The organism is Sphingobium jiangsuense, from assembly GCF_014196495.1.
GTDB classification, from domain to species: domain Bacteria; phylum Pseudomonadota; class Alphaproteobacteria; order Sphingomonadales; family Sphingomonadaceae; genus Sphingobium; species Sphingobium jiangsuense.
In genome coordinates this window covers 16,391-38,223 of record NZ_JACIDT010000014.1, presented here as the reverse complement: position 1 = coordinate 38,223, position 21,833 = coordinate 16,391, and the positions used below count along the sequence as shown (strand labels likewise).

Here is a 21,833-nt window from a genome sequence, read left to right as displayed (position 1 = left end):
CTGAGTCTTTTGATGGCCATATGCGCACGGTGCATCTGGCGTGGTTCGATCCCGCTAGGCTCCGCCGTTTCCAGAGACACCAAAGAACGCAAGCTTCTCTTGGCCCTTCCCGGTACCCTTCTTCCCGTCATGCCAGCGCAGGCTGGCATCTGTTGAGGCTTGGTTCCGTATCGCCGTGAACGATGCCAGCCTGCGCTGGCATGACGAAAGGGGATTGAGGCTGCCCAAGCGGCAACCGACGCAGACCCTTCCCGTCAGGACGGCGGGCGAATGCGAATCGGGCTGGAGAGCGGCGCGCCCGCCTTGCCTGCCGGGCAGCGGGCCGGACGGAAGGCGGTGTCGAGGCACAGCCAGACCTCGCTCAGATATCCGCGTTCCGCCCGGATGCGAATCATCCCGATATCCAGGCCCGGATCGCCGCCCGCGAACGCCTGCGCCACCGACCCGGCCGTCAGGCCCTTCTGCCCCGCCAGCCGCGCCATGTCGGGAAGGTGCAACCGCTGGTAGAGCGCCCGCCCTCGCGCGAAATATTCCTCCGGCCGCCGGGTCATGCAGGTGCCGTGCTTCGCCCATTCATGCTGCATCAGCTGGACCGAAGGCGTGGTGCAGAATTGCGCGGCCAGCACCGGGCGGGGAAGCAAGGCAGCGGGCGCGCAATATTGCGGCCAGCTCCGCCCGCCCCGTCCTTCAGGCCACAGGCCATGGAGGATGAAGCCGAAGCGGCCCGCGCGCCCGTCGCACTGGCTGTCGGCCCGGCCTTTCCGTCCCGCGCAATAGTGCGGCGACCAGGACAGGGCCAGCGTATAGCCGCCGATCGGCATCCGGCGCACCTCGGACGGATCGGGCGCCCGCACGGCGCGCGGCATGGGCAGCGAGGCGGGAACGCGGCATTGCGCGCCCTCCCCCGCCGACTGCGGCCGCGCCGCGCCGGAGGACGGCATCAGCGCCAGAAACAGCGCGATGCCGACGGCCGAAGGGTCAGCCATGCATGAAATCGAGGCCGATGTCGGCGGCGGGCGCTGACTGGGTCAGGCGCCCCACGCTGACATAGGTTACGCCGGTTTCCGCGATCGCGCGGATGGTATCGAGCCGCACGCCGCCCGACGCCTCGGTCGGCACCCGCCCGTTCACCAGCGTCACCGCCCCGCGCAGCGTCGCCGGGTCCATATTGTCGAGCAGCAAATGGGTCGCCCCCGCCTCCAGCGCCGGTTCGATCTGGTCGATGCGGTCCACCTCCACGATGATCCGCTCGACGCCCGCCGCCACCGCGCGCCGCACCGCCTCACCCACGGAACCCGCCACCGCGACATGATTGTCCTTGATCATCGCCGCGTCCCACAGGCCCATGCGATGATTGGTCGCGCCACCCATGCGGGTCGCATATTTTTCCAGCACGCGCAGGCCGGGGATCGTCTTGCGGGTGTCGAGCAGCGTCGCGCCCGTGCCGGCGATCCGCTCTACATAATCGCGCGTCATCGTCGCGATGCCGGTTAGATGCTGCACCGTGTTGAGCGCGGAGCGTTCCGCCGTCAGCAGCGCCCGCGCCTTGCCGGATATGCGCATCAGCTCGGTTCCGGCGGCGACCTTCTGGCCCTCGCCCACCAATATCTCGACCTTCACCTGCGGGTCGAGCGCGCGGAAAAAGGCCTCGGCCAGCGGCAGGCCCGCCACCGTCACCGCGTCGCGGCTGTCCATCACGCCGGTGAAGCGCGCATCGGCCGGGATCACGCTTTCGGAAGTCACGTCGCAGCCGCCTCGTCCCGGCGGCCCGCCCAGATCCTCCTCCAGGGTCGCGGCGACAAAGGCGGAAAGATCGAAACCGGGCAGAGAAAAGCTCATATATCGTCGCCTGATGAAAAAGGCGGCGCGAGGCCGCCGGGAAATGCCGTTTACCAGCCCGCGCCCGGCTGGGCGAGATAGGCCAGCTCCGCCTCGGTGGATTGGCGCCCCAACGCCGCATTGCGGCTGGGGAAGCGGCCGAAGCGCTCGATCACCTCGGCATGGGCCTTGGCGAACTCCAGATTATAGTCGAGGCCGGGGTCGGAATAGCAGCGGATCGAGAACAGCTGCACGCCCCTGTCCTCGCAATGCATCAGCGGCATGTAGAGGAAGGCGCGGCGCTGCGGTTCCAGATCGGCGTGATAGCCCCTGGCGATGGCCGCCAGCGCCAGGTCCAGTGCCAGCGGGTCGGCGGCATAGGCCTCGGCCGCGCCCCGGAACAGGTTGCGCGAGAACTGGTCGAGCACGATCACCGCCGCGAGCATGGTTTCGGGGCTGTCCTGCCACCCGGCCGCATCGGTCGCGAACACTTCCTCGCGCAGCCCGGCGAAGCGCCTGCGGATCACCTCGTCGAGCAACGGATCCTTGCCGAAATGCTGCTGCGGGGTCAGCTCCCCGAACCAGAAATCCAGCACGGTCCTGGCGGCTGTCCGGCTATCCTCCGTCTCCATGACCTGTCGCCCCTCTTCCCTTCCTTCAGGCCGGCTGGCGCGTGCCCAGATCGCCCTGCCCGACCGTGTTCGACGCCAGTTCGAGCATCCGGTCGAGGCTCTTCTTCGCCTCCAGCCGCAGCCCTTCCTCTATCTCTATACGCGGTTCGAGGTCGCGCAGGCAGAGGTAGATTTTCTCCAGCGTGTTGAGCGCCATATAAGGGCACACATTGCAGTTGCAGTTGCCGTCCGCGCCCGGCGCGCCGATGAAGGTCTTTTCCGGCACCGCCTTTTCCATCTGGTGGATGATGTGCGGCTCGGTCGCGACGATCAGCATATCGCCTTCCATCGTTTTCGAATAGTCGAGGATGCCGCTGGTCGACCCGACATAATCGGCATGGTCGAGGATATAGGGCGGGCATTCCGGGTGCGCGGCGATGGGCGCGTCGGGATGCTCGATCTTCAGTTTCATCAGTTCGGTTTCGCTGAACGCCTCGTGCACGATGCACACGCCCGGCCAGAGCAGCAGGTCGCGCCCGGTCTTGCGCGCGAGATAGCCGCCGAGATTCTTGTCCGGGCCGAAGATGATCTTCTGCTCCGGCGGGATCTGCGCGAGGATCTTTTCCGCCGAGCTGCTGGTGACGATGATGTCGCTGAGCGCCTTCACCTCGGTCGAGCAGTTGATGTAGGTCAGCGCGATATGATCCGGGTGCGCCTCGCGGAACGCCTTGAACTGGTCGGGCGGGCAGCTGTCCTCAAGCGAACAGCCCGCGTCCATATCCGGCAGCACGACGATCTTGTCGGGCGAGAGGATCTTGGCCGTTTCCGCCATGAAGCGCACGCCGGAAAAGACGATCACGTCCGCGTCGGTCGCCGCCGCCTTGCGCGACAATTCCAGCGAATCGCCGACGAAATCGGCGAGGTCCTGAATTTCCGGCTTCTGATAATAATGGGCGAGGATGACGGCGTTCCGTTCTTTCCTCAGCCGGTTGATCTCCGCCAGCAGGTCGACCCCAGCGAGCGATCCGCCCATTCCACCACGCGCGTCCATAGCCAATACCTTCTTACTCGGCGGCGGCGATGCCGCCCTGTTGTTCTTCCGCCCGCTCATCGGCGAAGCTGGCCCTCACATCCGCCTGTACCCCAATTGCCCGCAATGGCAATGCGAAGGTGCGCTCGATCGCGGAGCGGGCGGCGTCGCGGGCGAGGCGCATGGGCACCGCGCTGCGCGCCTGCTGCATCAATTCCTCCTGCCCTTCCTTGCGGTTGGTGTCGTCCAGCAGCTTTTCCGCATCGGTGAACATGGTGAGCAGGCCCTTCTCGCCATATTGGCGGATGCCCGACAGGTCGACCTCCGGCCCGGCGAGGATCAGTGGCGGCATCCGGACCGACAGCGTTTTCGTCGCCTCGTCCCACGTCACGTCCTGCGCGGTGATCTTCGTCAGGTCGATCTCGTAGCGCACGGTTCCGGGCATGATCATCGTCCGTTCGGCGGACAGGCCCATGCGCTGCTGGCGCGAGGTGACCACCGCGACGAAGCGGGCGATGAACGGCGTCAACCGCGCCTGCTCGTGCAGGCCCGCAAGGCTCGCCGTGGTGACGCTCTGCACGGTGCCGCCCGCATCGGCGCGCAGCTTGCTGTAGACATAATAGCCCCCGCCCAGCGCCGCCCCGGCGACCGCCAGCACGGCGAGAAGAGAAAGAAGCAGTTTCTTCACCCAGCGAGTCCTTTCCAGATATCCCCTCCCATATGGGTGGCGAGGCCCCGCTGTTCCAGATCGAGCAGATGGGCGAGCACCGATCGCGCCGCCGCCGGGTGCAGCTTGCGGTCGACGCCCTTGTACATTTCCTCGACCATCGCGGGGATGGCGGCGCCGCGCGGCCCGGCGGTGATATGGCGCAATATCTGCCCCTCGCGATGCTTGCGATGCCCCATCATGCCGCGCACCAGCCGCTGCGGCCGGTCGACCGGCTCGCCATGGGCGGGGTAGTAGATCGCGTCGTCCCGCTCCAGCAGCTTCTGCATCGAGCGCATATACTCGCCCATGTCGCCATCGGGCGGGGAAACCACGCTGGTGGACCAGCCCATCACATGGTCGCCGGTGAACAGCGCCCTTTCCTGCGCCAGCGCGAAACAGAGATGGTTGGAGGTATGCCCCGGCGTCGCCACCGCCTCCAGCGTCCAGCCGTCGCCGGAGAGGACCGCGCCATCGGCCATCACCTCGTCGGGGCGATAGTCGGCATCGAAGGCGGCGTCGGCGCGCGGCCCTTCATCGTCCAGCGTCAGCGGCGCGCAGCCGATGACCGGCGCGCCGGTCCTGTGCGCGAGCGGGGCCGCCGCCGGGCTGTGGTCGCGATGGGTGTGGGTGCACAGGATCGCCGCCACCGGCCGCCCGGCGATCGCGGCGATCAGCGCGTCGAGATGCACGCCTTCGTCCGGGCCGGGATCGATCACCGCCACCCGCGCCTGCCCGACGACATAGCTTTGCGTGCCGGTGAAGGTGAAAGGCGACGGATTGGGCGCCAGCACCCGGCTCACCAGCGGCGAGAGACGCATCGCCCGGCCAGCGGGCAGGGTCGCGATATCGAAAGGCGGTTCCATGCTTCCCATGTGCCGATCCGCCGCGATTATTCAAGGCTTTCGGTGCAAAATGCTATCAGGAACGGGAAGAGCGCGTGCTCAACATCAATGAGGCGCGCGTTGAATCTTCTCCGCCTGCCTCACCGAGGAGGCGGGCTGAAGCAGCGCATTACCGCGACTTATCAGCTTGCGGACCTTCTCCCGCACTTCAAGCGGCGTATCGCCGCTCATAACTTCCACATAGCCGATCCCTGCACGGCGCAGGGCTTCCCTTTTCACGGCATCCCGCGCAGCCGTCTCCGGGCTGCCATGATGGCCAGTGCCCTGAAATTCCACCGCATGCAGCGGACGGCAATCTGGATCGATGATCAGCAAATCCACCCGCTTGGCGTTGATCGCCCAGAATGCCTCCTTGTCATGACTATACAGGATTTCGCCCAGAGACACCTGCCCCATGGCGCGCCAGCCGGGGCTCTCTTCCGACAGCACGCGATCGATACAGCTCAACAGGCGACGTTCCGGCTTGTTGAGCAAGGGACGAGGCTTGAACTCGGCGTTCATGACCGTGCGCAACTGATCGGCCGCAATCTGGGTTGAATCAGATTTTGCGGGTGCGGCCGAAATGGATGTGACCACGCGCCGCTGCGCTTTGCCCGCATTTCGTCCCTGCCAATAGGCACGACGCTTTTCCCGATCGATCGCGGTGAACAGCTTCTCCGCGCCGACGCCAATCGCCGCCCCAACCGCCAGCACGAGGAAGAGCGCTACCGGCATGTCCAGCATCATATTCAGTTCAGCCAACATAGTGCGCTTATGCCGGTATTTAGGTAAGAAGAAAGTTAAACTCCGTCCATTTTCGGCGGATTACTGCCAATCACCCTCCCCGGTAACGACCCACACAGAGGATGGGATCGCGTCCTTCCGAACAGTGAAACGTCGGGAAATTTTACAAAAGCAAAAACCTCAAAACCGGTGTTAACCATCATATCGCCCGATATTCCGGCAGTATCGCGAACTGGCACGCTCGCTGCATATCTTGTCGCACTACCCGTTCAGCTTTCCGAACGAGGGGGATGCCGGCGCCTTGTCTCCGCGACGCATCCCCCACCCGGACCCCCCTGCAGACCCGTGACGATCAAGCGAGCCCCGCCCCTCTCCCGGCGAGTGGCGCATGAAAAAAGGCGGCCGAAGCCGCCCTCTTCCGTACCGATGCGATAGGGGCAATTCACCCCGCGCTGACAACGCCCTTTTCGGCCATCAGCTGATGCAGTTCCCCGGCTTCGTACATCTCCATCATGATGTCGCTGCCGCCGATGAACTCGCCCTTCACATAAAGCTGGGGAATGGTCGGCCAGTCGGAAAAGGCCTTGATGCCCTGCCGCACTTCCTGATCCTGCAACACGTCGACGCTCTCATAGGGGACGCCCAGATGCTCCAGGATGGCGATGGCGCGGCTGGAAAAGCCGCATTGCGGGAACAGCGGCGTGCCCTTCATGAACAGCACCACATCATTGCCGCCGACGATGCCAGCGATGCGCGCCTGTACTTCTTCACTCATATTCGGCTCCTAACGGAAATATCCCGCGCCCTGACCAGACGCGCCACGGCTATCAGGTGGGAACGGCGGTCGTCAGTTGCAAGGCGTGAAGCACGCCGCCCATCCGCCCGCCCAGCGCCGCATAGACCGCCTGATGCTGGCGCACGCGGCTCAGGCCCCGGAAGCTTTCCGAGATGACCTTCGCGGCATAATGGTCGCCGTCCCCGGCCAGATCGGTGATCTCGACCACGGCGTCGGGAATGGCCTCGCGGATAAGACCGGCAATATCATCGGCCGCCATCGGCATGGGATATCTCGCCCCCGTCGCTTATTGCGGCTCGATGAACATGCGGCGGGCGATGACCGTCTGCTCGTCCAGCGCCGCGCGGACCGCCGCCTCGTCGATATCGACGCCCGCGCTGGTGAGGTCGCCCACCAGCTTGCGGATCACGTCCTCGTCACCCGCTTCCTCGAAATCGGCCTGCACCACCGCCTTCGCATAGGCATCGGTTTCCGCGGCATCCAGCCCCATCTTGGCGGCGGCCCATTCACCCAGCAGGCGGTTGCGGCGGGCGATGATGCGGAACTGCATTTCTTCGTCATGGGCGAACTTCGCTTCGAAAGCCCGTTCGCGATCCTGAAAACTCGTCATTTCTGTGCGCCTCGATAAGCAATGAAGATCATGGCCAAGGTAAGGCCGCCGGTCCGTTCAGGCAAGAACGGGCACCAGCCAGGGCTGGTCGGCCACCCGGCGTTGTTCATAACGGTCGATGCCGGCGGTATTTGCCAGCGTCAGGCCGATTTCGTCCAGTCCGCCCAGCAGGCAGCTCTTGCGGAACGGGTCGATCTCGAACCGGAAACGGTCCTGAAACGGCGTCGTCACCGTCTGCGCTTCCAGGTCGATATGGATGGGGTCGGTTTTCGCGACCTCCATCAGACGATCGATCATCTCCTGCGGCAGCACCACGGTCAGGATGCCGTTCTTGAACGCATTGCCGGAGAAAATGTCCGAAAAGCTCGGCGCGATCACGACCTTGACGCCCATGTCCATCAGCGCCCAGGCGGCATGCTCGCGGCTCGACCCGCAGCCGAAATTGTCGCCGGCGATCAGGATCGGGCTGCCGGCATATTCGGGATCGTCGAACACATTGCCCGGCTGCTGCCGCATCGCCTCGAACGCGCCCTTGCCCAGCCCCGCGCGGCTGATGGTCTTGAGCCATTTGGCGGCGATGATCATGTCGGTGTCGACATTCTTTACACCCAGCGGATAGGCCCGGCCCTCGACCGTGTTGATCGGCTCCATCAGCGCACCGCCTTCGCCCCGGAAGCGGGGGCAGGAGCATCCGCGCCGGACTCCTGCCCGGCGGTTCCTTCGAGGGCGTTATCCTCCGCCTGACCGACGCTCGCGGCCAGCGCCGCGCTGGCCAGAGCCCCCGCGGCCAACATCCAGAACACAGCCTTCATGCCTCTTCCCCCGTCAGTTCGCGGATATCGGTGAGATGCCCGGTAATCGCGGCGGCCGCCGCCATTGCCGGGGAAACCAGATGGGTGCGGGCGCCCGGACCCTGGCGCCCCATGAAATTGCGGTTGGAGGTCGACGCGCAGCGCTCGCCGCTCGGCACCTTGTCCGGGTTCATGCCCAGGCACATGGAGCAGCCCGGCTCCCGCCATTCGAAGCCCGCGTCGATGAAGATGCGGTCCAGCCCTTCCTTCTCCGCCTGCAACTTGACGAGGCCGGATCCTGGAACGATCAGCGCCTGCCGGATGCGACGATCGACCTTGTGCCCCTTCACCACGGCGGCGGCAGCGCGCAGATCCTCTATGCGGCTGTTGGTGCAGCTGCCGATGAACACATGCTGGACCTCTATGTCCTGCATCCGCTGCCCGGCGGTCAGGCCCATATAGTCGAGCGCCTTTTCGGCGGCCGCCCGCTTGGTCGGATCCTCGAAGCTTTCCGGCGCGGGGACGGTGCCGGTGATCGGCACCACGTCCTCCGGGCTGGTGCCCCAGGTGACGGTCGGCGCGATATCGGCCGCGTCGATTACCACCGAGCGGTCGAAGCGCGCGCCCTCATCGGTGCGCAGCGTCTTCCACCAGGCGACCGCCGCGTCCCAATCCGCGCCCCTCGGCGCCATCGGGCGCCCTTTCAGATAGGCGAAGGTCTTTTCGTCGGGCGCGAACAGCCCCGCGCGCGCGCCGCCCTCGATCGACATGTTGGAGACGGTGAGGCGCCCCTCGACCGACATTTCCTCGAACACATTGCCGCGATACTCGATCACATGGCCGGTGCCGCCCGCCGTGCCGATCACGCCGATCACGTGCAGGATCACGTCCTTGGGCGTCACACCGGCGCCCAGCGTGCCCTCGACGCGGATTTCCATGGTCTTGCTGGGCTTGAGCAGCAGCGTCTGCGTCGCCAGCACATGCTCGACCTCGCTGGTGCCGATGCCGAAGGCCAGCGCGCCGAGCGCGCCGTGCGCCGCCGTGTGGCTGTCGCCGCACACCAGGGTCGTGCCCGGCAGGGTGAAGCCCTGTTCCGGCCCGACGACATGGACGATGCCCTGTTCCGGATCGGTCGCGCCGATATATTTGACGCCGAATTCCGGCGCGTTGCGCTCCAGCGCCGCAAGCTGCTGCGCGCTTTCGGGATCGGCGATCGGAATGCGCTGCCCCTGCCCGTCAATGCGGGCGGTGGTCGGCAGGTTATGATCCGGCACGGCGAGCGTCAGGTCCGGGCGGCGCACCTTGCGGCCTGCCATGCGGAGTCCCTCGAACGCCTGCGGGCTGGTCACCTCATGAACGAGGTGCCGGTCGATATAGATGAGGCAGGTGCCGTCTTCCCGACGCTCAACGACATGAGCGTCCCAAATCTTCTCATACAAAGTGCGTGACTGTGTCATGTGCGCGTCCCTAGCGCCATCGTGCACGCAACGAAAGATGGAAACACCCCATTTGCGGATATTTACCAAAATTTGCGGTAAAAAACTCCACTTTTTTTCAATTGCCGGAAGCGGCAGCCCCCAGATCGAACCGGCGCTCGCACAGGGCGAGCGGCGCGGGGCGGTGGGTGATGAGGATAAGGCCCGCGCCGGTGCGCCGCAACCAGCCGTCCAGCCCCCGCATCAGCCGCGCCTCGGTCGCCGCGTCCAGCCCCTCGCTCGGCTCGTCCAGCACCAGCCAGCGCCGCCCGGCGAGCAGCGCCCGCGCGATCGACAGGCGCTTGCGCTGGCCGCCGGAAAGGCGCATGCCGCCATCGCCGAGCCACTGGTTCAGCCCGTCCGGCATCGCCCTCACCTCCTGCGCGAGGCTGGCCGCTTCCAGCGCCTCCCACATCTCCGCTTCGGGAATGCCCGGCCGGGCAAGGCGCAGATTGTCGAGCACCGTGCCGGAAAGCAGCCCGCCCTCCTGCGGCGAAAGCGCAAACAGCGCCCGCACCTGGTCCGGCGGCAGATCGGCCAGCGCATGGCCGTCGATGCGGATGCCGCCCCCCTCCTGCGGCCGGATGCCCGCCAGCCCCTCGGCCAGCCGCGTCTTGCCGCTGCCCGAAGGACCGATGATCGCCAGCCGCTCACCCGCCTTCAGCAGCAGCGGGCCGGAAGGCGTCGGCAGTTCGAGGGTTTCGCCGGCAAGGCCTTCGACCGCCATCGAGGCCGGCCCTGCCTCCCCCTGCGCGGCGAGCGCGCGGAGCCGCTCCAGCCCCGCGCCCACCACCGCGTCGCGCATGATGCCCCGCACCAGCGCACCGAGGCTCTCGACCGCGCCCGCCGAGGCCAGCGCCGCCAGCACCCGCAGCGGCAACGGCCCGTCCGACAGCAGCAGCGCCGCCGCCATCGCCACGCCGCCGCCCAGCGTCAGCAGGCCGCCGATCAACGCCTCCCCCCGCGCCAGCCGCAGCCGCGCCCGGTCGGCCGTCCGCGCTTCGGCCTCCAGCGCCTGCTGCAAGGCCGGGGCCATGCCATAGGCGACGATCTCCGGCGAGGCCTGCGCATAGCCGATCATATCGGTTTTCAGCCGCCCCAGCGCCCCGGCCAGTTCGGCGGCGGGACGGTTGAGCATCGGCGGCGACAGGCGCAGCGCGGCCCATGGCAGCAGGATCAGGATCGCGAGCAGCGCCAGCGCCGCCCATGGCCCGGCGAGCAGCGTCAGCGCCAGCCCGGCGCCGCCGCCCGCCAGCGCGGCGGGCAGCGCGGGCTTGCGCACCAGCCGGTCCTCCAGCGCGCCGATATCCTGCACCAGCCCCGCCACCGCCTCCCCGGCGGACCAGGCGCGCGCGTCGCGGGCGGCAAGGATCGCGTCGAACAGCCGCGCCCGCACCGTCGCCAGCGCCAGCAGCGCCGCCTTGTGGCTGTAATAGCGCTCGCCATAGCGCGAGGCGGTGCGCAGGATCGCCAGCAGGCGGATCAGCGCGCTCGGCAGCATATAGTTGTAGGACTGCGCGACGAGCACCCCGCCCAGCCCCGCCAGCGCGGCGCCGGTGATGAACCAGCCCGACAGGCCGAGCAGGCACACGCCCGCCACCGCCGCGACCGCCGCGCAGAGCATCCCCGCGCGCACCGCCGGGCGCTGCGGGGCGATCGCCCGCGCCAGCAGCGTTTCGGGATCGGCCTTGTTCATGTGAGGACCACCTGATGATCGGCGAGCGCGGCCAGCGCCTCGCTATGGGTGGCGAGCAAGACCGTCCGACCCCGCCCCTCCGCGCGCAGGATCGCGCCGATATCCGCCGCGGAGGCCGCATCGAGGTCCGCCGTCGGCTCGTCCAGCAGCCAGAGCGGCGCATCCTTCAGCAGCACCCGCGCGATCGCGATGCGGCGGCGCTCCCCGCCGGAAAGGCCGGAACCGCGATGGTCGAGCCGCAGCGTCAGCCCCTGCCCGCGCGCGTCGATCATCGGGCCGAGCCCGGCGCGGCGCGCCACCGCCTCCACCTCGGCATCGCTCGCATCCGGGCGGGCGAGGCGGATATTGTCGGCCAGCGTGCCGGGCACGAGCGCGACCGCCTGCCCCGCCCAGCCGACATGGCCGGGCAGGGCCGCCAGCGCCACCGCGCCGTCCTCCACCATGATCCGCCCCTCCCCCGGCCGGGCCAGCCCCAGCAGCGCATGCAGCAGGCTCGACTTGCCCATGCCGGAGGGCGCGCGGATCGCCGTCATCCGCCCGGCGGGCACGTCGAAGGAGAAAGGCCCGACCCGCGCCTCGCCATGATCGACGACCACCGCCTCGAACCGCAGCGCGGGCGGGCGAGGCAGCGGAGAAGAGGCGGGCGCGCTCGCCCCCGCCTGCCCCATCGCCGCCAGCCGCTCCAGCGCCGCCTCGCCGACCTGCTTCTCATGATAGGCCGCAGCCAGCCGCCGCATCGGCAGGTAGAATTCCGGCGCCAGCAGCAGCACATAGAGCGCCTGGCCCAGCGTCAGCCTTTCCGGCGCGGGAAAAGGCAGCAGGTCGAGCAGGTTGAAGCCGCAATAGACGGCGACCAGCGCCACCGACAGCGCGGCGAAGAATTCCATCACCGCGCCGGACAGGAAGGCAACGCGCAGCACGCCCAGCGTCCGGTCGGCAACCTCCCGCGTTGCCTGCTCCAACTGGCGGCTCACCCGGTCCTGCGCGCCGAAGCCGACGATGACCGGCAGCGCCCGCACCCGGTCGACGAACAGCCCGGACAGGCGGCCCAGCGCCTCCAGTTGCCGCCGCGCCGCGCGCGACGCCGCCGTCCCCGCCAGCGCCATGCCGAGGCCGAAGGGCAGCAGCGTGCCCAGCAGGATCGCCGCCGCGACCGGGCTCGCAGGCGCGGCGGCGAGCGCGATCATCAGCGGCGCGGCCACCGCCGCCAGCCGCAGCGGCAGGAAACGGGCGTGATAGCCGTCCAGATCCTCGATCCGGTCCACCGCGTCGGCCACCGCCTCCCCCAGCATGCGCCGGTCGCCCGGCACGGCCGAGAGCAGCGCGGGGTAGCAGGCCCGGCGCCAGCCCGCGCGCGCGCCGTCCGCGTCATATTGTCCCACCACCGCAGCTCCGGCTTGCATCAGCGCGCGAGCGGCATAGAGGGTGCACAGACCGATCACCGCCAGCGAAAGGAACCCGATATCGCCTTGCGGAATTATCGAAACGGCCAGGGAAAGAAAGGCAGCCCCGCCGATCGCGCACGCCGCGTCGGCCAGCCAGAACAAGGCGGCCTTCCTGTTCTTCACGGCTTTTGGGAGGTTGTTCATATTCCCCGGCAGGAGTAAAGAACAACCGCTAGATTTGCAACCGACTCAAGGAGCTATAAGCTCCGGTCGCAACGAACGGGGGCCTTATCATGGACATGGCCGTCATTGAACTTTCCCGGCTGCAATTCGCGCTGACGGCGCTTTATCATTTTCTCTTCGTACCGCTGACACTTGGGCTTTCCTTTCTGCTTGTCATAATGGAAAGCATCTATGTGATGACGGGCCGCGAGATATGGCGCACCATCACGCGTTTTTGGGGCAAGCTGTTCGGCATCAACTTCGCCCTGGGCGTCGCCACCGGCATCACCATGGAATTCCAGTTCGGCATGAACTGGTCCTATTATTCGCATTATGTCGGCGATATTTTCGGCGCGCCGCTGGCCATTGAAGGCCTTATGGCCTTTTTCCTTGAAGCGACTTTCGTCGGCCTGATGTTCTTCGGCTGGGACAAGCTTTCCAAACCCGTGCATCTTCTCGTCACCTTCATGGTCGCGCTGGGGACCAATCTTTCCGCGCTGTGGATCCTCGTCGCCAACGGCTGGATGCAGCATCCGGTCGGCTCGCGGTTCAACCCGGAAACCATGCGCATGGAAGTCAACGACTTCATGGCGGTGCTCTTCAACCCCGTCGCGCAGGCCAAGTTCGTCCATACCGTCAGCGCGGGCTATGTCTGCGCGTCGGTGTTCGTGCTCGGCATCTCCTCCTGGTATCTGCTGCGCGGCAAGTGGACGGCGGTGGCGAAGCGCAGCTTCACCGTGGCGGCGGCCTTCGGCCTCGCCTCCTCGCTGTCGGTGGTCGTGCTGGGCGACGAGAGCGGCTATGCGCTGACCGACAACCAGAAGATGAAGCTCGCCGCGCTGGAGGCAATGTGGCACACCGAACCGGCCCCCGCCGGGATCACCGTCATCGGCTTCCCCAGCGTCGCCGACCGCACCACCCATTTCGAGATAAAGCTGCCCTATCTGCTGGGCCTCATCTCCACCCGCAGCCTCACCGGCGAGGTGACCGGCATAGAGGAGCTGGTGCAGAAGGCGGGCGTGCATATCGTCAGCGGCATCGAGGCCTATGACGCAGTCGAGAAGCTGAAGATGGACCGCAACGACATGGCCGCGCGCGAGCAGTTCGAGCGGCACAAGTCCGACCTCGGCCATGCGCTGCTGCTCAAGCGCTATGTCGAGGATCCCCGCACCGCGACGCCGGAGCAGATCGCGCAGGCGGCGTGGGACACCGTGCCCAATGTGCCGGTGATGTTCTGGATCTTCCGCGTGATGGCGGGGCTGGGCTTCTTCTTCATCGCCTTTTTCGGCGTCGCCTTCTTCCTCGCCACCGTCCGCCGCTTCGATTCCCGCCCGTTCCTCAAGACGGCGCTGTGGGTGATCCCGCTGCCCTGGGTGGCGATCGAGTTCGGCTGGCTGCTCGCGGAAATCGGCCGTCAGCCCTGGGCGATCGACGGCGTGCTGCCGACCTTCCTCGGCGCGTCCAGCCTGACCGTGGCGCAGATCTGGACGACGATCGCGGGCTTCACCATCCTCTATGGCGCGCTGGCGGTGATCGAGGTGCGGCTGATGCTGGCGGCGATCCGCAAGGGGCCGGTGGAAGAGCATGAGATCCCCGCCGGGGAAGGCCCGGACGAAGGCTATGCGCCGCTGCCCGCTGAATAAGGAGTGACATCATGGCACCTCCCATCGATTATGAAATCCTCCGGCTGATCTGGTGGGCGCTGCTGGGCGTGCTGCTGATCGGCTTCGCGCTGACGGACGGCTTCGACCTCGGCACCACGGCGCTGCTGCCCTTCGTCGCGAAGGACGACGCGGAACGGCGCATGGTCATCAACTCGATCGGCGCGACGTGGGAAGGCAATCAGGTCTGGTTCATCCTCGGCGGCGGGGCGATCTTCGCGGCATGGCCCTTCGTCTATGCGGTCAGCTTCTCCGGCTTCTACCTCGCGATGTTCCTTGTGCTGTCGGCGCTGATATTGCGGCCGGTGGGGTTCAAATACCGCTCGAAAAAGACCGACCCTGTCTGGCGCGCCCGCTGGGACTGGGCGCTGTTCATCGGCGGCTTCGTGCCCGCGCTGGTGTTCGGCGTGGCGGTCGGCAATGTGCTGACCGGCATCCCCTTCCGCCTCGACGGCGACCTGCGCGCCTTCTACGAAGGCTCGCTGCTGGGGCTGTTCCATCCCTTCTCGCTGCTGGCCGGGCTGCTGTCGGTCGCGATGCTGGTGCTGCACGGCGCCAGCTGGCTCGCGATCAAGATAGAGCGCGGCCCGGTGCACGACCGCGCCGCCCGCTTCGGCCGGATCGCGGCGATCGCCTCGATCGCGCTGTTCGCGCTGGGCGGCCTGTTCGTCTGGAAAGGCGGGCTGGGCTTCCGCATCGAGGGGCTGGTCGATCCGCATGGCCCCTCCAACCCCCACTTTACCCAAAGCGTCGCCGTGGGCGGCGCATGGCTCGACAATTATGCGCGCCATCCGTGGATGATCCTCGCCCCGCTCCTCGGCTTCCTCGGCCCGGCGCTGGCGCTGCTCGGCATCATCCGGGCCAAGGAGGCGCTGGCGTTCGGCGGCTCCTCGCTGGGCGCGGTCGGCATCATCTCGACCGTGGGCCTGTCGATGTTCCCGTTCATCCTGCCCAGCTCGATCGATCCGGCCTCCAGCCTCACGGTCTGGAACGCCTCGTCGAGCCATGTGACGCTGTTCATCATGCTGGTGGCGACGGCGCTGCTGCTGCCGGTCGTGCTGCTCTACACCGCATGGGTGTACAAGGTGCTGTTCGGTCGGGTGACGCGGGAGCAGGTCGGCAGCAACCCCGATTTCTACTGACCGGAAAGGGACGGCTCGATGTGGTATTTCTCTTGGATATTGGGGCTGGGCCTTGCGGTCGGCTTCGGAATATTGAACGGCATGTGGCACGAATTCCATTCGGACCCGGATGAGGACGGCACGGTCTGATCGCCGGATGCCAAAAGGGAAAAGGCCGGAGCAGCGATGCTTCGGCCTTTTCCCCATCGCGCCTCGATGCCGGCGGGCATGACGCGCCGGAACCGCATCGCCCGCTGCTAGCCCCCACAGCGCAACGGGATGCGGACCGCCGGAGCGCCATCCGATAACGGGGCGCCCTATCGTTTAATCGTTATATTATGTCAACCTAATAAAAAGAGATTGCCGGATCAGGCCGGATCGGCCCCGGATCAGCCATCCTCCCCCATCCGCCTGCGCTGCTCCGCGCAGCCCTGCGCCAGAAAATCGAGCAGCGCCCGCACCGAAGGCAGCAGGCCCCGGCGCGACGGGAACACCGCGTGGATGATGCCCGCGCGCGGCCGCCAGTCCGGCAGCACGCCGACCAGCCGCCCCGCCCGCATATCCTCCCACACCGCCATCGTCGGCAGCTGGACGATGCCGATCCCCGCGATCGCGGCCGCGCGCAGGCTCGCCATGTCGTCGGTGACGAGGCGCGGGGCATGGGGCACGCCCGCCGTGCGCCCGTCGGCATGATGCAGCGTCCATTCGTGGCTCCGCCGCGACGGCCCCTGATCGAGGCTGGGCAGGCCCGCCAGATCGGCGGGGGACCGCAGCGGCCGCCCAACCAGCGCAGGGCTGGCGACCAGACATTGCGTGCTTTCATCGAGCCGCCGCATGACGAGATCGCTCGGCTCCAGCGGGGGGAAGCGCACGCGGATCGCGAGGTCGAACCCTTCCGCAATCACGTCCACGCGGCGGTTGGTCGCCTCCAGATGCACCTCGACCGCCGGGTTTTCCTCAAGGAAGCGGCTGATGAGCGGGGCGAAGCGGAAGGAGAGCAGGCCCACCGGGCAGCTCACCCGCACCACGCCGCGCGGTTCGGAACGGGTCTGCGCGATCAACTGGTCCGCCGCCTCAGCCTCCACCAGCACCGCGAGGCAGCGCTCATAATAGGCGCGCCCGATCTCCGTCACCGAGAAATGGCGCGACGAGCGGTTGAGCAGCCGCACGCCCAGCCGCTCCTCCAGCGCGAGCACGCGGCGGCTGAGCTTCGACTTCTGAATGCCGAGCGCCCGCCCGGCGGCGGCAAAGCCGCCATGGTCGACGACGGCGACGAAATAGACGAGGTCGTTCAGGTCCTGCATCGTTGCAAGGATAGGACGATGCGTCGGATATCGCAATCTTCCGCAATCATCGTTGCGCGCCTATCTTCGGCTCAACAGCGGCGCCCCTGACGGGAGAGCCGCCCAGGAGACAGAATGATGACGAACAAGACCATTTTGGGCCGGTACGGCAATGAACAAGGTCATTGGGTGGGCGACGGCTTCCCCGTCCGCACGCTCTTTTCCTACAACAACCTGGGCGCGCATATCAGCCCGTTCCTGCTGCTCGATTATGCCGGGCCGCATGATTTCGCGCCGACCACCACCGCGCGCGGCGTCGGCCAGCATCCCCATCGCGGCTTCGAAACCGTGACCCTCGTCTATGACGGCGAGGTCGCGCACCGGGATTCGACGGGCAATGGCGGCATCATCGGCCCCGGCGACGTGCAGTGGATGACGGCGGCGGGCGGCATCATCCACGAGGAATTCCACTCCCCCGCCTTCGCAAAGACGGGCGGGCGGTTCCGCGTGGTGCAGCTCTGGGTCAATCTGCCCGCGAAGGACAAGATGGCGAACGCCGGCTATCAGGGCATCGCCGCCGCCGACATTCCGACCGTCGACCTGCCCGGCGACGCGGGCACGGCGCGGATCATCGCGGGCGAACTGGGCGGCGTCACCGGCCCGGCGCGGACCTTCACCCCGGTCAATGTCTGGGACACGCGCCTGCGCCGGGATGCCGAATGGACGCCCGAACTGCCCGAAGGCCATGTCGCCTTGCTGGTGGTGCTGGGCGGGCATGCGACCGTCAACGGCACGCAGCCGGTGGGCGAGGCCGAGGTGCTGCTGCTCGGCCGCGAAGGCAGCGGGGTATCGATCCACGCCGATGGCGACGTCACGCTGCTGGTGCTGACCGGGGAACCGATCGACGAGCCGATCGTCGGCTATGGTCCCTTCGTGATGAACAGCGAGGCGGAGATCCGGCAGGCGATCGACGATTTCAATAGCGGGCGGTTCGAGCATATCGCCGCCTGACGGGATGGCCCGGCTCCGTTTGGGCGGGGCCGGGCCTCCATCCTATCGCGTCATGCCAGCGCAGACTGGCATCTCAGGGAGGTGGCGCGCACCATGCCCTATGACCCCAACTTGTGCCGGGGTGACGATAAAGGCGAAGGTCCGCTCCGCCTGTGGATATAATAGCGCATTTTCCTCCCGCCCGGCCGCGAGCGCGCAACCAAAGCGCGCGCGCTCATGTTATAAGGGCCGGCGGGACGGTCCGGCTTCACGGAAGAAGGGAACGGTCATGATCGAAATGGTAATCGAACAGCGGCGGCGCAGCCTCGGCGGCGGGCTGGAAGTCGGGCGGGTGCTGCCGTTCGCGAAACGGCGGATGGTCGGCCCGTTCATCTTCTTCGACCATATGGGGCCGATCGGCCTGCCCGCGGGCATCCCCGCCGAAGTGGACGTGCGCCCGCACCCGCATATCGGCCTTTCGACCATCACCTACCTGTTCGCGGGCGAGGTGATGCATCGCGACAGCGTCGGTTCCGAGCTGCCGGTGCGCCCGCGCGAGGTCAACTGGATGACCGCCGGGCGCGGCATCACCCATAGCGAGCGCTTCGAAAAGGCGCGGGCGGAGGGGGATTTTCTCGACGGCATCCAGGCATGGGTCGCCCTGCCGAAGGAATATGAGGAAACCGACCCCGCCTTTTCCCACCATGAAGGCGACGACCTGCCGCAATGGAGCGAGGGCGGCGTGCGCGGCCAGTTGATCGCGGGCAGCGCCTATGGGCTGACCGCCGGGGCGCGCACCCACTCGCCGCTCTTCTACGCCCATCTCGACATGGAGGCCGGGGCGACGGCGGAAATACCGACCGGCCATGCCGAACGCGCGCTCTATGTGGCGTCGGGCGAGGTCGAGCTGGACGGGCGGCGCTTCGGCGCGGGAACCATGCTCGTCCTCGGCCCCGATGCGTCCGGCGTGCGCGCGGCGCAGCGATCGACGCTGATGCTGTTGGGCGGCGAGCCGGTGGGCGAACGCTTCCTCTACTGGAACTTCGTCTCGTCCTCGACGGAAAGGCTCGCGCAGGCGGCGGAGGACTGGAAGGCGGGGCGCATGAAATTGCCCGATACCGATGACGGCGAATATATCCCGCTGCCCGATACGCCGATGCCCTCGCCGCCCGCCATGTCCTGATGGCCCGCGCGCCCTATGTTCAAGGAGATATCGCCATGACACGGATCGTCGGAATAGTTGGAAGCCTGCGCCGCACATCCTATAATCGCGGTCTGCTGGAGGCAGCAAGGGAGTTGGTGCCCGGCGGGGTGGACCTGCACGTGCACGGCATAGAGGGCATACCGCTCTACGATGGCGATGTGGAGGAAGCCGAGGGCATTCCCCCGGCGGTGACGGCGCTCAAGACCGCGATCGTGCAGGCCGACGGGCTGCTGCTGGCGACGCCGGAATATAATAACGGCATCCCCGGCGCGTTCAAGAACGCGATCGACTGGCTGTCCCGCCCGCCCAGCGACTCACCTCGCATCTTCAAAGGCAGGCCGGTCGCGGTGATGGGCGCGACGCCGGGCAATTTCGGCACGATCTTGGCGCAGGACGGCTGGCTGCCGGTGCTGCGGACGCTCGGCACCCGGCCCTGGTTCGAAGGCCGGCTGATGGTGTCGCGCGCGGGCGACCTTTATGATGAGGACGGCCGCCTGACCGACGAGGGCACCCGTCAGCGGCTGAAGGATTTCCTCGCGGGCTTCGTCGCCTTCACCCGGCACGGGAAATAGAGGCGGGCGTCCCCCCGCCCTACATCAACCCGCGCCGCCGCAGCATCGCCTCCGGGTCGGCGTCGCGCCCGCGAAAGGCGCGGAAGCTTTCCGCCGCCGGGCGGGTCGCCCCGCGCGAAAGGATTTCCTCGCGCAGCAGGTCGCCGGTCGCCCGGTCCACCAGCCCTTCTTCCGCAAACCGCTCGAACGCGTCGGCCGCCAGCACCTCCGCCCAGAGATAGCTGTAATAGCCCGCCGCATAGCCGCCCGCGAAGATATGGCTGAAGCTGTGGGAAAAGCGGTTCCATTCGGGCGGATGGATCACCGCCACCTCTTCGCGCACCGCCTGCATCACCGGCACCGGATCGTCGCCCAGCGTGCCCATGTGCAGCAGCATGTCGAACAGGCCGAACTCGATCTGACGCACGATGAACATGCCGGACTGGAAATGCCGTGCGGCGACCAGCCGGTTGAACTGCTCGACGGGCAGCGCCTCGCCCGTCCGGTAATGGCCGGACATGGCGGTCAGCACGTCGCGATCCCACGCGAAATCCTCCATCAGCTGGCTCGGCAGCTCCACCGCGTCCCATTCGAAGCCGTTGGTTCCGGCGATGCTGGGCCGGTCGACGCGGGTGAAGAGATGATGCAGGCAATGCCCCGTTTCATGCAGCAGCGTCGTGACGTCGCCATGCGACAGCAGCGAAGGCGTCTCGCCGCCCCTGGGCGAGAAGTTGCAGACCAGATAGGCGACCGGCACGCCGATCACGCCGCCGTCATGCAGGCGCGGGCGGGCCTGCGCCATCCACGCGCCGCCGCGCTTGCCGGGCCGGGCATGCAGGTCGAGATAGAGCCCCGCGAAGGTCGATCCGTCCTCGTCCACCACATCACAATAGCGGGCATCGGGGTGATAGAGTTGCACATCGTCGCGCTCGGCGAGGCGGATGCCGAACAGGCGGCGAAGCAGCGTCTGCCAGCCTTCCATCACCCGATCGACCGGGAAATAGGCGCGGATCGCCTGCTCGTCCACCGCATAGCGCGCCTGCCGCAGCCGGTTGGCGGCAAAGCCGACATCCCAGGGCTGGAGGTCTTCCAGCCCCAGTTCGACGGCGGCGAAATCGCGCAGTTCGCGCATTTCCCGCTCGGCAAAGGGCTTGGCGCGCGCGGCCAGATCGCGCAGGAAATGCAGCACCTCGTCCGCGCTGTTCGCCATGCGGGTCGCCAGCAGCCACTCGACCGGCCCCGCAAATCCCAGCAGCGCCGCGCTTTCGCGCCGCAGCTCCAGGATGCGGGCGATGCGCGCGCTGTTGTCGAAGCGCCCGGCATGCGGCCCCCGGTCGGACGCGCGGGTGTTGAACGCCTCATAGACGCGAGCGCGCAGGCCGCGATCTTCCGCGAAGGTCAGGATCGCGGTGACGCTGGGATATTGCAGCGTCACCAGCCAGCCATCGAGATCGCGCGCGCGGGCGGCGTCCGCGAACATCGCCTTGTCGGCATCCGAAATGCCAGCCAGCAGCGCCTCGTCGGTCACATGCTCTTCCCACGCATCGGTCGCGTCCAGCACGGCACTGGCGAAGTCGTTGGACAGACCCGACAGCTCAACCGATATCTCCGCGAAGCGCGCCCGCTTTTCCGGCGGCAGGGCCACGCCCGCCAGCCTGAAATCGCGGATCGCATGGGCGACCGCGGCCCGGTCCGCTTCCGGCAGGGCATCAAATCCGGGCACCGCGGACAGCCCGTCCAGCACCTCATAAAGATCGTGATTCTGGGCGACCTTCATCGCATTCTCGACCAGCCGCGCCTGCCCTTCCGCATGGGCGGCGCGCAGTTCCGGCGTATCGGCGACGGCGTGGAGGTGCGACACGGTGGACCACAGCGCATCCAGCACCCGGTCGGCCCGCTCCAGCGGCAGCCACGCCTCGGCGAAATCCCTGGGCCGCGCCTGCGTCACGGCGGCGACGGCCTCTTCATGGGCGTGGATCGCCTCGTCCAGCGCGGGGGCGATCAGGTCCGGCGATATTTCGGAGAAGCGCGGCAGCGCGATGGCATCAAGCAGGGGATTTGTCACGAAAGCGATCCATAACAGCGAAAAGGAAAGTCGCGGCCCTTGGGAAAGGAGCGATCATCGCCTGATATAGGACCTCCCGCGATGATTGCGAGCCTTGGGCGCCATGATGCCATGATGCGCGGCTTTCACCTCCGCGAAAGGCAGCCTTTCACGCGGTGCGGCCTATCGTCTTCATAAGGGAAGGGTTCCA

General features: G+C 67.2%; 23 protein-coding genes. 6 read left to right on the top strand and 17 right to left on the bottom strand.

Features of this window, described 5'->3' with window-relative positions:
- Positions 1-254 precede the first annotated feature (254 nt).
- The 15 genes from GGR43_RS16950 to cydD all read right to left on the bottom strand — a co-directional run bounded on the left by GGR43_RS16950 (position 255) and on the right by cydD (position 12,750).
- Positions 255-986 carry a ribonuclease T2 gene (locus tag GGR43_RS16950; RefSeq protein WP_246343848.1) on the bottom strand — a complete coding sequence of 244 codons (732 nt, stop codon included), beginning with the start codon at positions 984-986 and terminating at the stop codon, positions 255-257.
- The gene (gene nadC / locus GGR43_RS16945; RefSeq protein WP_188073152.1) at positions 979-1,839 is read right to left on the bottom strand and encodes a carboxylating nicotinate-nucleotide diphosphorylase; all 861 of its coding nucleotides are present in this window, start codon (positions 1,837-1,839) and stop codon (positions 979-981) included. Before nadC ends, GGR43_RS16950 begins: the two co-directional genes overlap by 8 nt.
- 50 nt (positions 1,840-1,889) lie before the next feature.
- Complete coding sequence (locus tag GGR43_RS16940) at positions 1,890-2,450, bottom strand: DUF924 family protein (RefSeq protein WP_188073151.1); 561 nt, start codon at positions 2,448-2,450, stop codon at positions 1,890-1,892.
- Positions 2,451-2,475: 25 nt separating this feature from the next.
- Positions 2,476-3,480 (bottom strand): quinolinate synthase NadA, encoded by a 1,005-nt coding sequence (gene nadA, locus GGR43_RS16935; RefSeq protein WP_188073150.1) that lies wholly within the window; start codon positions 3,478-3,480, stop codon positions 2,476-2,478.
- Between the two features lie 13 nt (positions 3,481-3,493).
- Positions 3,494-4,147, bottom strand: coding sequence for a DUF4230 domain-containing protein (locus tag GGR43_RS16930; RefSeq protein ID WP_284278466.1), 654 nt, complete (start codon positions 4,145-4,147; stop codon positions 3,494-3,496).
- Complete coding sequence (locus GGR43_RS16925; protein WP_188073149.1) at positions 4,144-5,031, bottom strand: MBL fold metallo-hydrolase; 888 nt, start codon at positions 5,029-5,031, stop codon at positions 4,144-4,146. The genes GGR43_RS16930 and GGR43_RS16925 overlap by 4 nt, the downstream gene beginning before the upstream one ends.
- A gap of 84 nt (positions 5,032-5,115) precedes the next feature.
- Complete coding sequence (locus GGR43_RS16920) at positions 5,116-5,814, bottom strand: DUF2726 domain-containing protein (protein ID WP_188073148.1); 699 nt, start codon at positions 5,812-5,814, stop codon at positions 5,116-5,118.
- 421 nt (positions 5,815-6,235) lie between these two features.
- On the bottom strand, positions 6,236-6,568 hold the full coding sequence (grxD, locus tag GGR43_RS16915; protein WP_188073147.1) for a Grx4 family monothiol glutaredoxin: 333 nt from the start codon (positions 6,566-6,568) through the stop codon (positions 6,236-6,238).
- Between the two features lie 52 nt (positions 6,569-6,620).
- Entirely contained in the window at positions 6,621-6,854 is a 234-nt protein-coding gene (locus GGR43_RS16910) for a BolA/IbaG family iron-sulfur metabolism protein (protein ID WP_188073146.1), read from the bottom strand.
- A 21-nt stretch (positions 6,855-6,875) separates the two neighbouring features.
- A complete protein-coding gene (locus GGR43_RS16905; protein WP_188073145.1) occupies positions 6,876-7,199 on the bottom strand; it encodes a DUF1476 domain-containing protein in 324 nt (107 codons plus the stop codon).
- Positions 7,200-7,256: 57 nt separating this feature from the next.
- On the bottom strand, positions 7,257-7,850 hold the full coding sequence (leuD, locus tag GGR43_RS16900) for a 3-isopropylmalate dehydratase small subunit (RefSeq protein WP_188073144.1): 594 nt from the start codon (positions 7,848-7,850) through the stop codon (positions 7,257-7,259).
- Entirely contained in the window at positions 7,850-8,011 is a 162-nt protein-coding gene (locus tag GGR43_RS16895; RefSeq protein ID WP_188073219.1) for a hypothetical protein, read from the bottom strand. The genes leuD and GGR43_RS16895 overlap by 1 nt, the downstream gene beginning before the upstream one ends.
- Positions 8,008-9,447 (bottom strand): 3-isopropylmalate dehydratase large subunit, encoded by a 1,440-nt coding sequence (gene leuC / locus GGR43_RS16890; protein WP_188073143.1) that lies wholly within the window; start codon positions 9,445-9,447, stop codon positions 8,008-8,010. The genes GGR43_RS16895 and leuC overlap by 4 nt, the downstream gene beginning before the upstream one ends.
- Positions 9,448-9,544: 97 nt before the next feature.
- Positions 9,545-11,161, bottom strand: coding sequence for an amino acid ABC transporter ATP-binding/permease protein (locus tag GGR43_RS16885; RefSeq protein ID WP_188073142.1), 1,617 nt, complete (start codon positions 11,159-11,161; stop codon positions 9,545-9,547).
- Positions 11,158-12,750 carry a thiol reductant ABC exporter subunit CydD gene (gene cydD, locus GGR43_RS16880; protein WP_188073141.1) on the bottom strand — a complete coding sequence of 531 codons (1,593 nt, stop codon included), beginning with the start codon at positions 12,748-12,750 and terminating at the stop codon, positions 11,158-11,160. Before cydD ends, GGR43_RS16885 begins: the two co-directional genes overlap by 4 nt.
- 89 nt (positions 12,751-12,839) lie before the next feature.
- Here cydD and GGR43_RS16875 point away from each other — a divergent pair, with 89 nt between their 5' ends.
- Genes GGR43_RS16875 through cydX form a run of 3 tightly spaced genes read left to right on the top strand, consistent with a single transcriptional unit; the run spans position 12,840 to position 15,700 of the window.
- Positions 12,840-14,411 (top strand): cytochrome ubiquinol oxidase subunit I, encoded by a 1,572-nt coding sequence (locus tag GGR43_RS16875; protein ID WP_188073140.1) that lies wholly within the window; start codon positions 12,840-12,842, stop codon positions 14,409-14,411.
- An 11-nt stretch (positions 14,412-14,422) separates the two neighbouring features.
- On the top strand, positions 14,423-15,571 hold the full coding sequence (gene cydB, locus GGR43_RS16870; protein ID WP_188073139.1) for a cytochrome d ubiquinol oxidase subunit II: 1,149 nt from the start codon (positions 14,423-14,425) through the stop codon (positions 15,569-15,571).
- An 18-nt stretch (positions 15,572-15,589) separates the two neighbouring features.
- On the top strand, positions 15,590-15,700 hold the full coding sequence (cydX, locus tag GGR43_RS16865; RefSeq protein WP_188073138.1) for a cytochrome bd-I oxidase subunit CydX: 111 nt from the start codon (positions 15,590-15,592) through the stop codon (positions 15,698-15,700).
- 239 nt (positions 15,701-15,939) lie between these two features.
- Here the strand turns inward: cydX and GGR43_RS16860 are convergent, their stop codons facing one another.
- Complete coding sequence (locus GGR43_RS16860) at positions 15,940-16,854, bottom strand: LysR substrate-binding domain-containing protein (RefSeq protein ID WP_188073137.1); 915 nt, start codon at positions 16,852-16,854, stop codon at positions 15,940-15,942.
- A gap of 114 nt (positions 16,855-16,968) precedes the next feature.
- On the opposite strand from GGR43_RS16860, the gene GGR43_RS16855 reads away from it, so the two are divergent.
- From GGR43_RS16855 to GGR43_RS16845, 3 genes are all read left to right on the top strand, one after another.
- Positions 16,969-17,844, top strand: a complete 876-nt coding sequence (locus tag GGR43_RS16855) for a pirin family protein (protein WP_223177495.1) — start codon at positions 16,969-16,971, stop codon at positions 17,842-17,844.
- 268 nt (positions 17,845-18,112) lie between these two features.
- Positions 18,113-19,006 (top strand): pirin family protein, encoded by an 894-nt coding sequence (locus tag GGR43_RS16850; RefSeq protein ID WP_188073136.1) that lies wholly within the window; start codon positions 18,113-18,115, stop codon positions 19,004-19,006.
- A 35-nt stretch (positions 19,007-19,041) separates the two neighbouring features.
- Positions 19,042-19,599 carry an NADPH-dependent FMN reductase gene (locus GGR43_RS16845; RefSeq protein WP_188073135.1) on the top strand — a complete coding sequence of 186 codons (558 nt, stop codon included), beginning with the start codon at positions 19,042-19,044 and terminating at the stop codon, positions 19,597-19,599.
- Positions 19,600-19,618: 19 nt separating this feature from the next.
- Here GGR43_RS16845 and GGR43_RS16840 read toward each other — a convergent pair whose 3' ends face one another.
- A complete protein-coding gene (locus tag GGR43_RS16840) occupies positions 19,619-21,652 on the bottom strand; it encodes a M3 family metallopeptidase (protein WP_188073203.1) in 2,034 nt (677 codons plus the stop codon).
- Positions 21,653-21,833 lie beyond the last annotated feature (181 nt).

Bases quoted from the DNA above. Each gene is read 5' to 3' on its own strand.
- GGR43_RS16950 (WP_246343848.1), bottom strand. From the start codon at position 986: ATGGCTGACCCTTCGGCCGTCGGCATCGCGCTGTTTCTGGCGCTGATG.
- nadC (WP_188073152.1), bottom strand. From the start codon at position 1,839: ATGAGCTTTTCTCTGCCCGGTTTCGATCTTTCCGCCTTTGTCGCCGCG.
- GGR43_RS16940 (WP_188073151.1), bottom strand. From the start codon at position 2,450: ATGGAGACGGAGGATAGCCGGACAGCCGCCAGGACCGTGCTGGATTTC.
- nadA (WP_188073150.1), bottom strand. From the start codon at position 3,480: ATGGACGCGCGTGGTGGAATGGGCGGATCGCTCGCTGGGGTCGACCTG.
- GGR43_RS16925 (WP_188073149.1), bottom strand. From the start codon at position 5,031: ATGGAACCGCCTTTCGATATCGCGACCCTGCCCGCTGGCCGGGCGATG.
- GGR43_RS16920 (WP_188073148.1), bottom strand. From the start codon at position 5,814: ATGTTGGCTGAACTGAATATGATGCTGGACATGCCGGTAGCGCTCTTC.
- grxD (WP_188073147.1), bottom strand. From the start codon at position 6,568: ATGAGTGAAGAAGTACAGGCGCGCATCGCTGGCATCGTCGGCGGCAAT.
- GGR43_RS16910 (WP_188073146.1), bottom strand. From the start codon at position 6,854: ATGCCGATGGCGGCCGATGATATTGCCGGTCTTATCCGCGAGGCCATT.
- GGR43_RS16905 (WP_188073145.1), bottom strand. From the start codon at position 7,199: ATGACGAGTTTTCAGGATCGCGAACGGGCTTTCGAAGCGAAGTTCGCC.
- leuD (WP_188073144.1), bottom strand. From the start codon at position 7,850: ATGGAGCCGATCAACACGGTCGAGGGCCGGGCCTATCCGCTGGGTGTA.
- GGR43_RS16895 (WP_188073219.1), bottom strand. From the start codon at position 8,011: ATGAAGGCTGTGTTCTGGATGTTGGCCGCGGGGGCTCTGGCCAGCGCG.
- leuC (WP_188073143.1), bottom strand. From the start codon at position 9,447: ATGACACAGTCACGCACTTTGTATGAGAAGATTTGGGACGCTCATGTC.
- GGR43_RS16885 (WP_188073142.1), bottom strand. From the start codon at position 11,161: ATGAACAAGGCCGATCCCGAAACGCTGCTGGCGCGGGCGATCGCCCCG.
- cydD (WP_188073141.1), bottom strand. From the start codon at position 12,750: ATGAACAACCTCCCAAAAGCCGTGAAGAACAGGAAGGCCGCCTTGTTC.
- GGR43_RS16875 (WP_188073140.1), top strand. From the start codon at position 12,840: ATGGACATGGCCGTCATTGAACTTTCCCGGCTGCAATTCGCGCTGACG.
- cydB (WP_188073139.1), top strand. From the start codon at position 14,423: ATGGCACCTCCCATCGATTATGAAATCCTCCGGCTGATCTGGTGGGCG.
- cydX (WP_188073138.1), top strand. From the start codon at position 15,590: ATGTGGTATTTCTCTTGGATATTGGGGCTGGGCCTTGCGGTCGGCTTC.
- GGR43_RS16860 (WP_188073137.1), bottom strand. From the start codon at position 16,854: ATGCAGGACCTGAACGACCTCGTCTATTTCGTCGCCGTCGTCGACCAT.
- GGR43_RS16855 (WP_223177495.1), top strand. From the start codon at position 16,969: ATGATGACGAACAAGACCATTTTGGGCCGGTACGGCAATGAACAAGGT.
- GGR43_RS16850 (WP_188073136.1), top strand. From the start codon at position 18,113: ATGATCGAAATGGTAATCGAACAGCGGCGGCGCAGCCTCGGCGGCGGG.
- GGR43_RS16845 (WP_188073135.1), top strand. From the start codon at position 19,042: ATGACACGGATCGTCGGAATAGTTGGAAGCCTGCGCCGCACATCCTAT.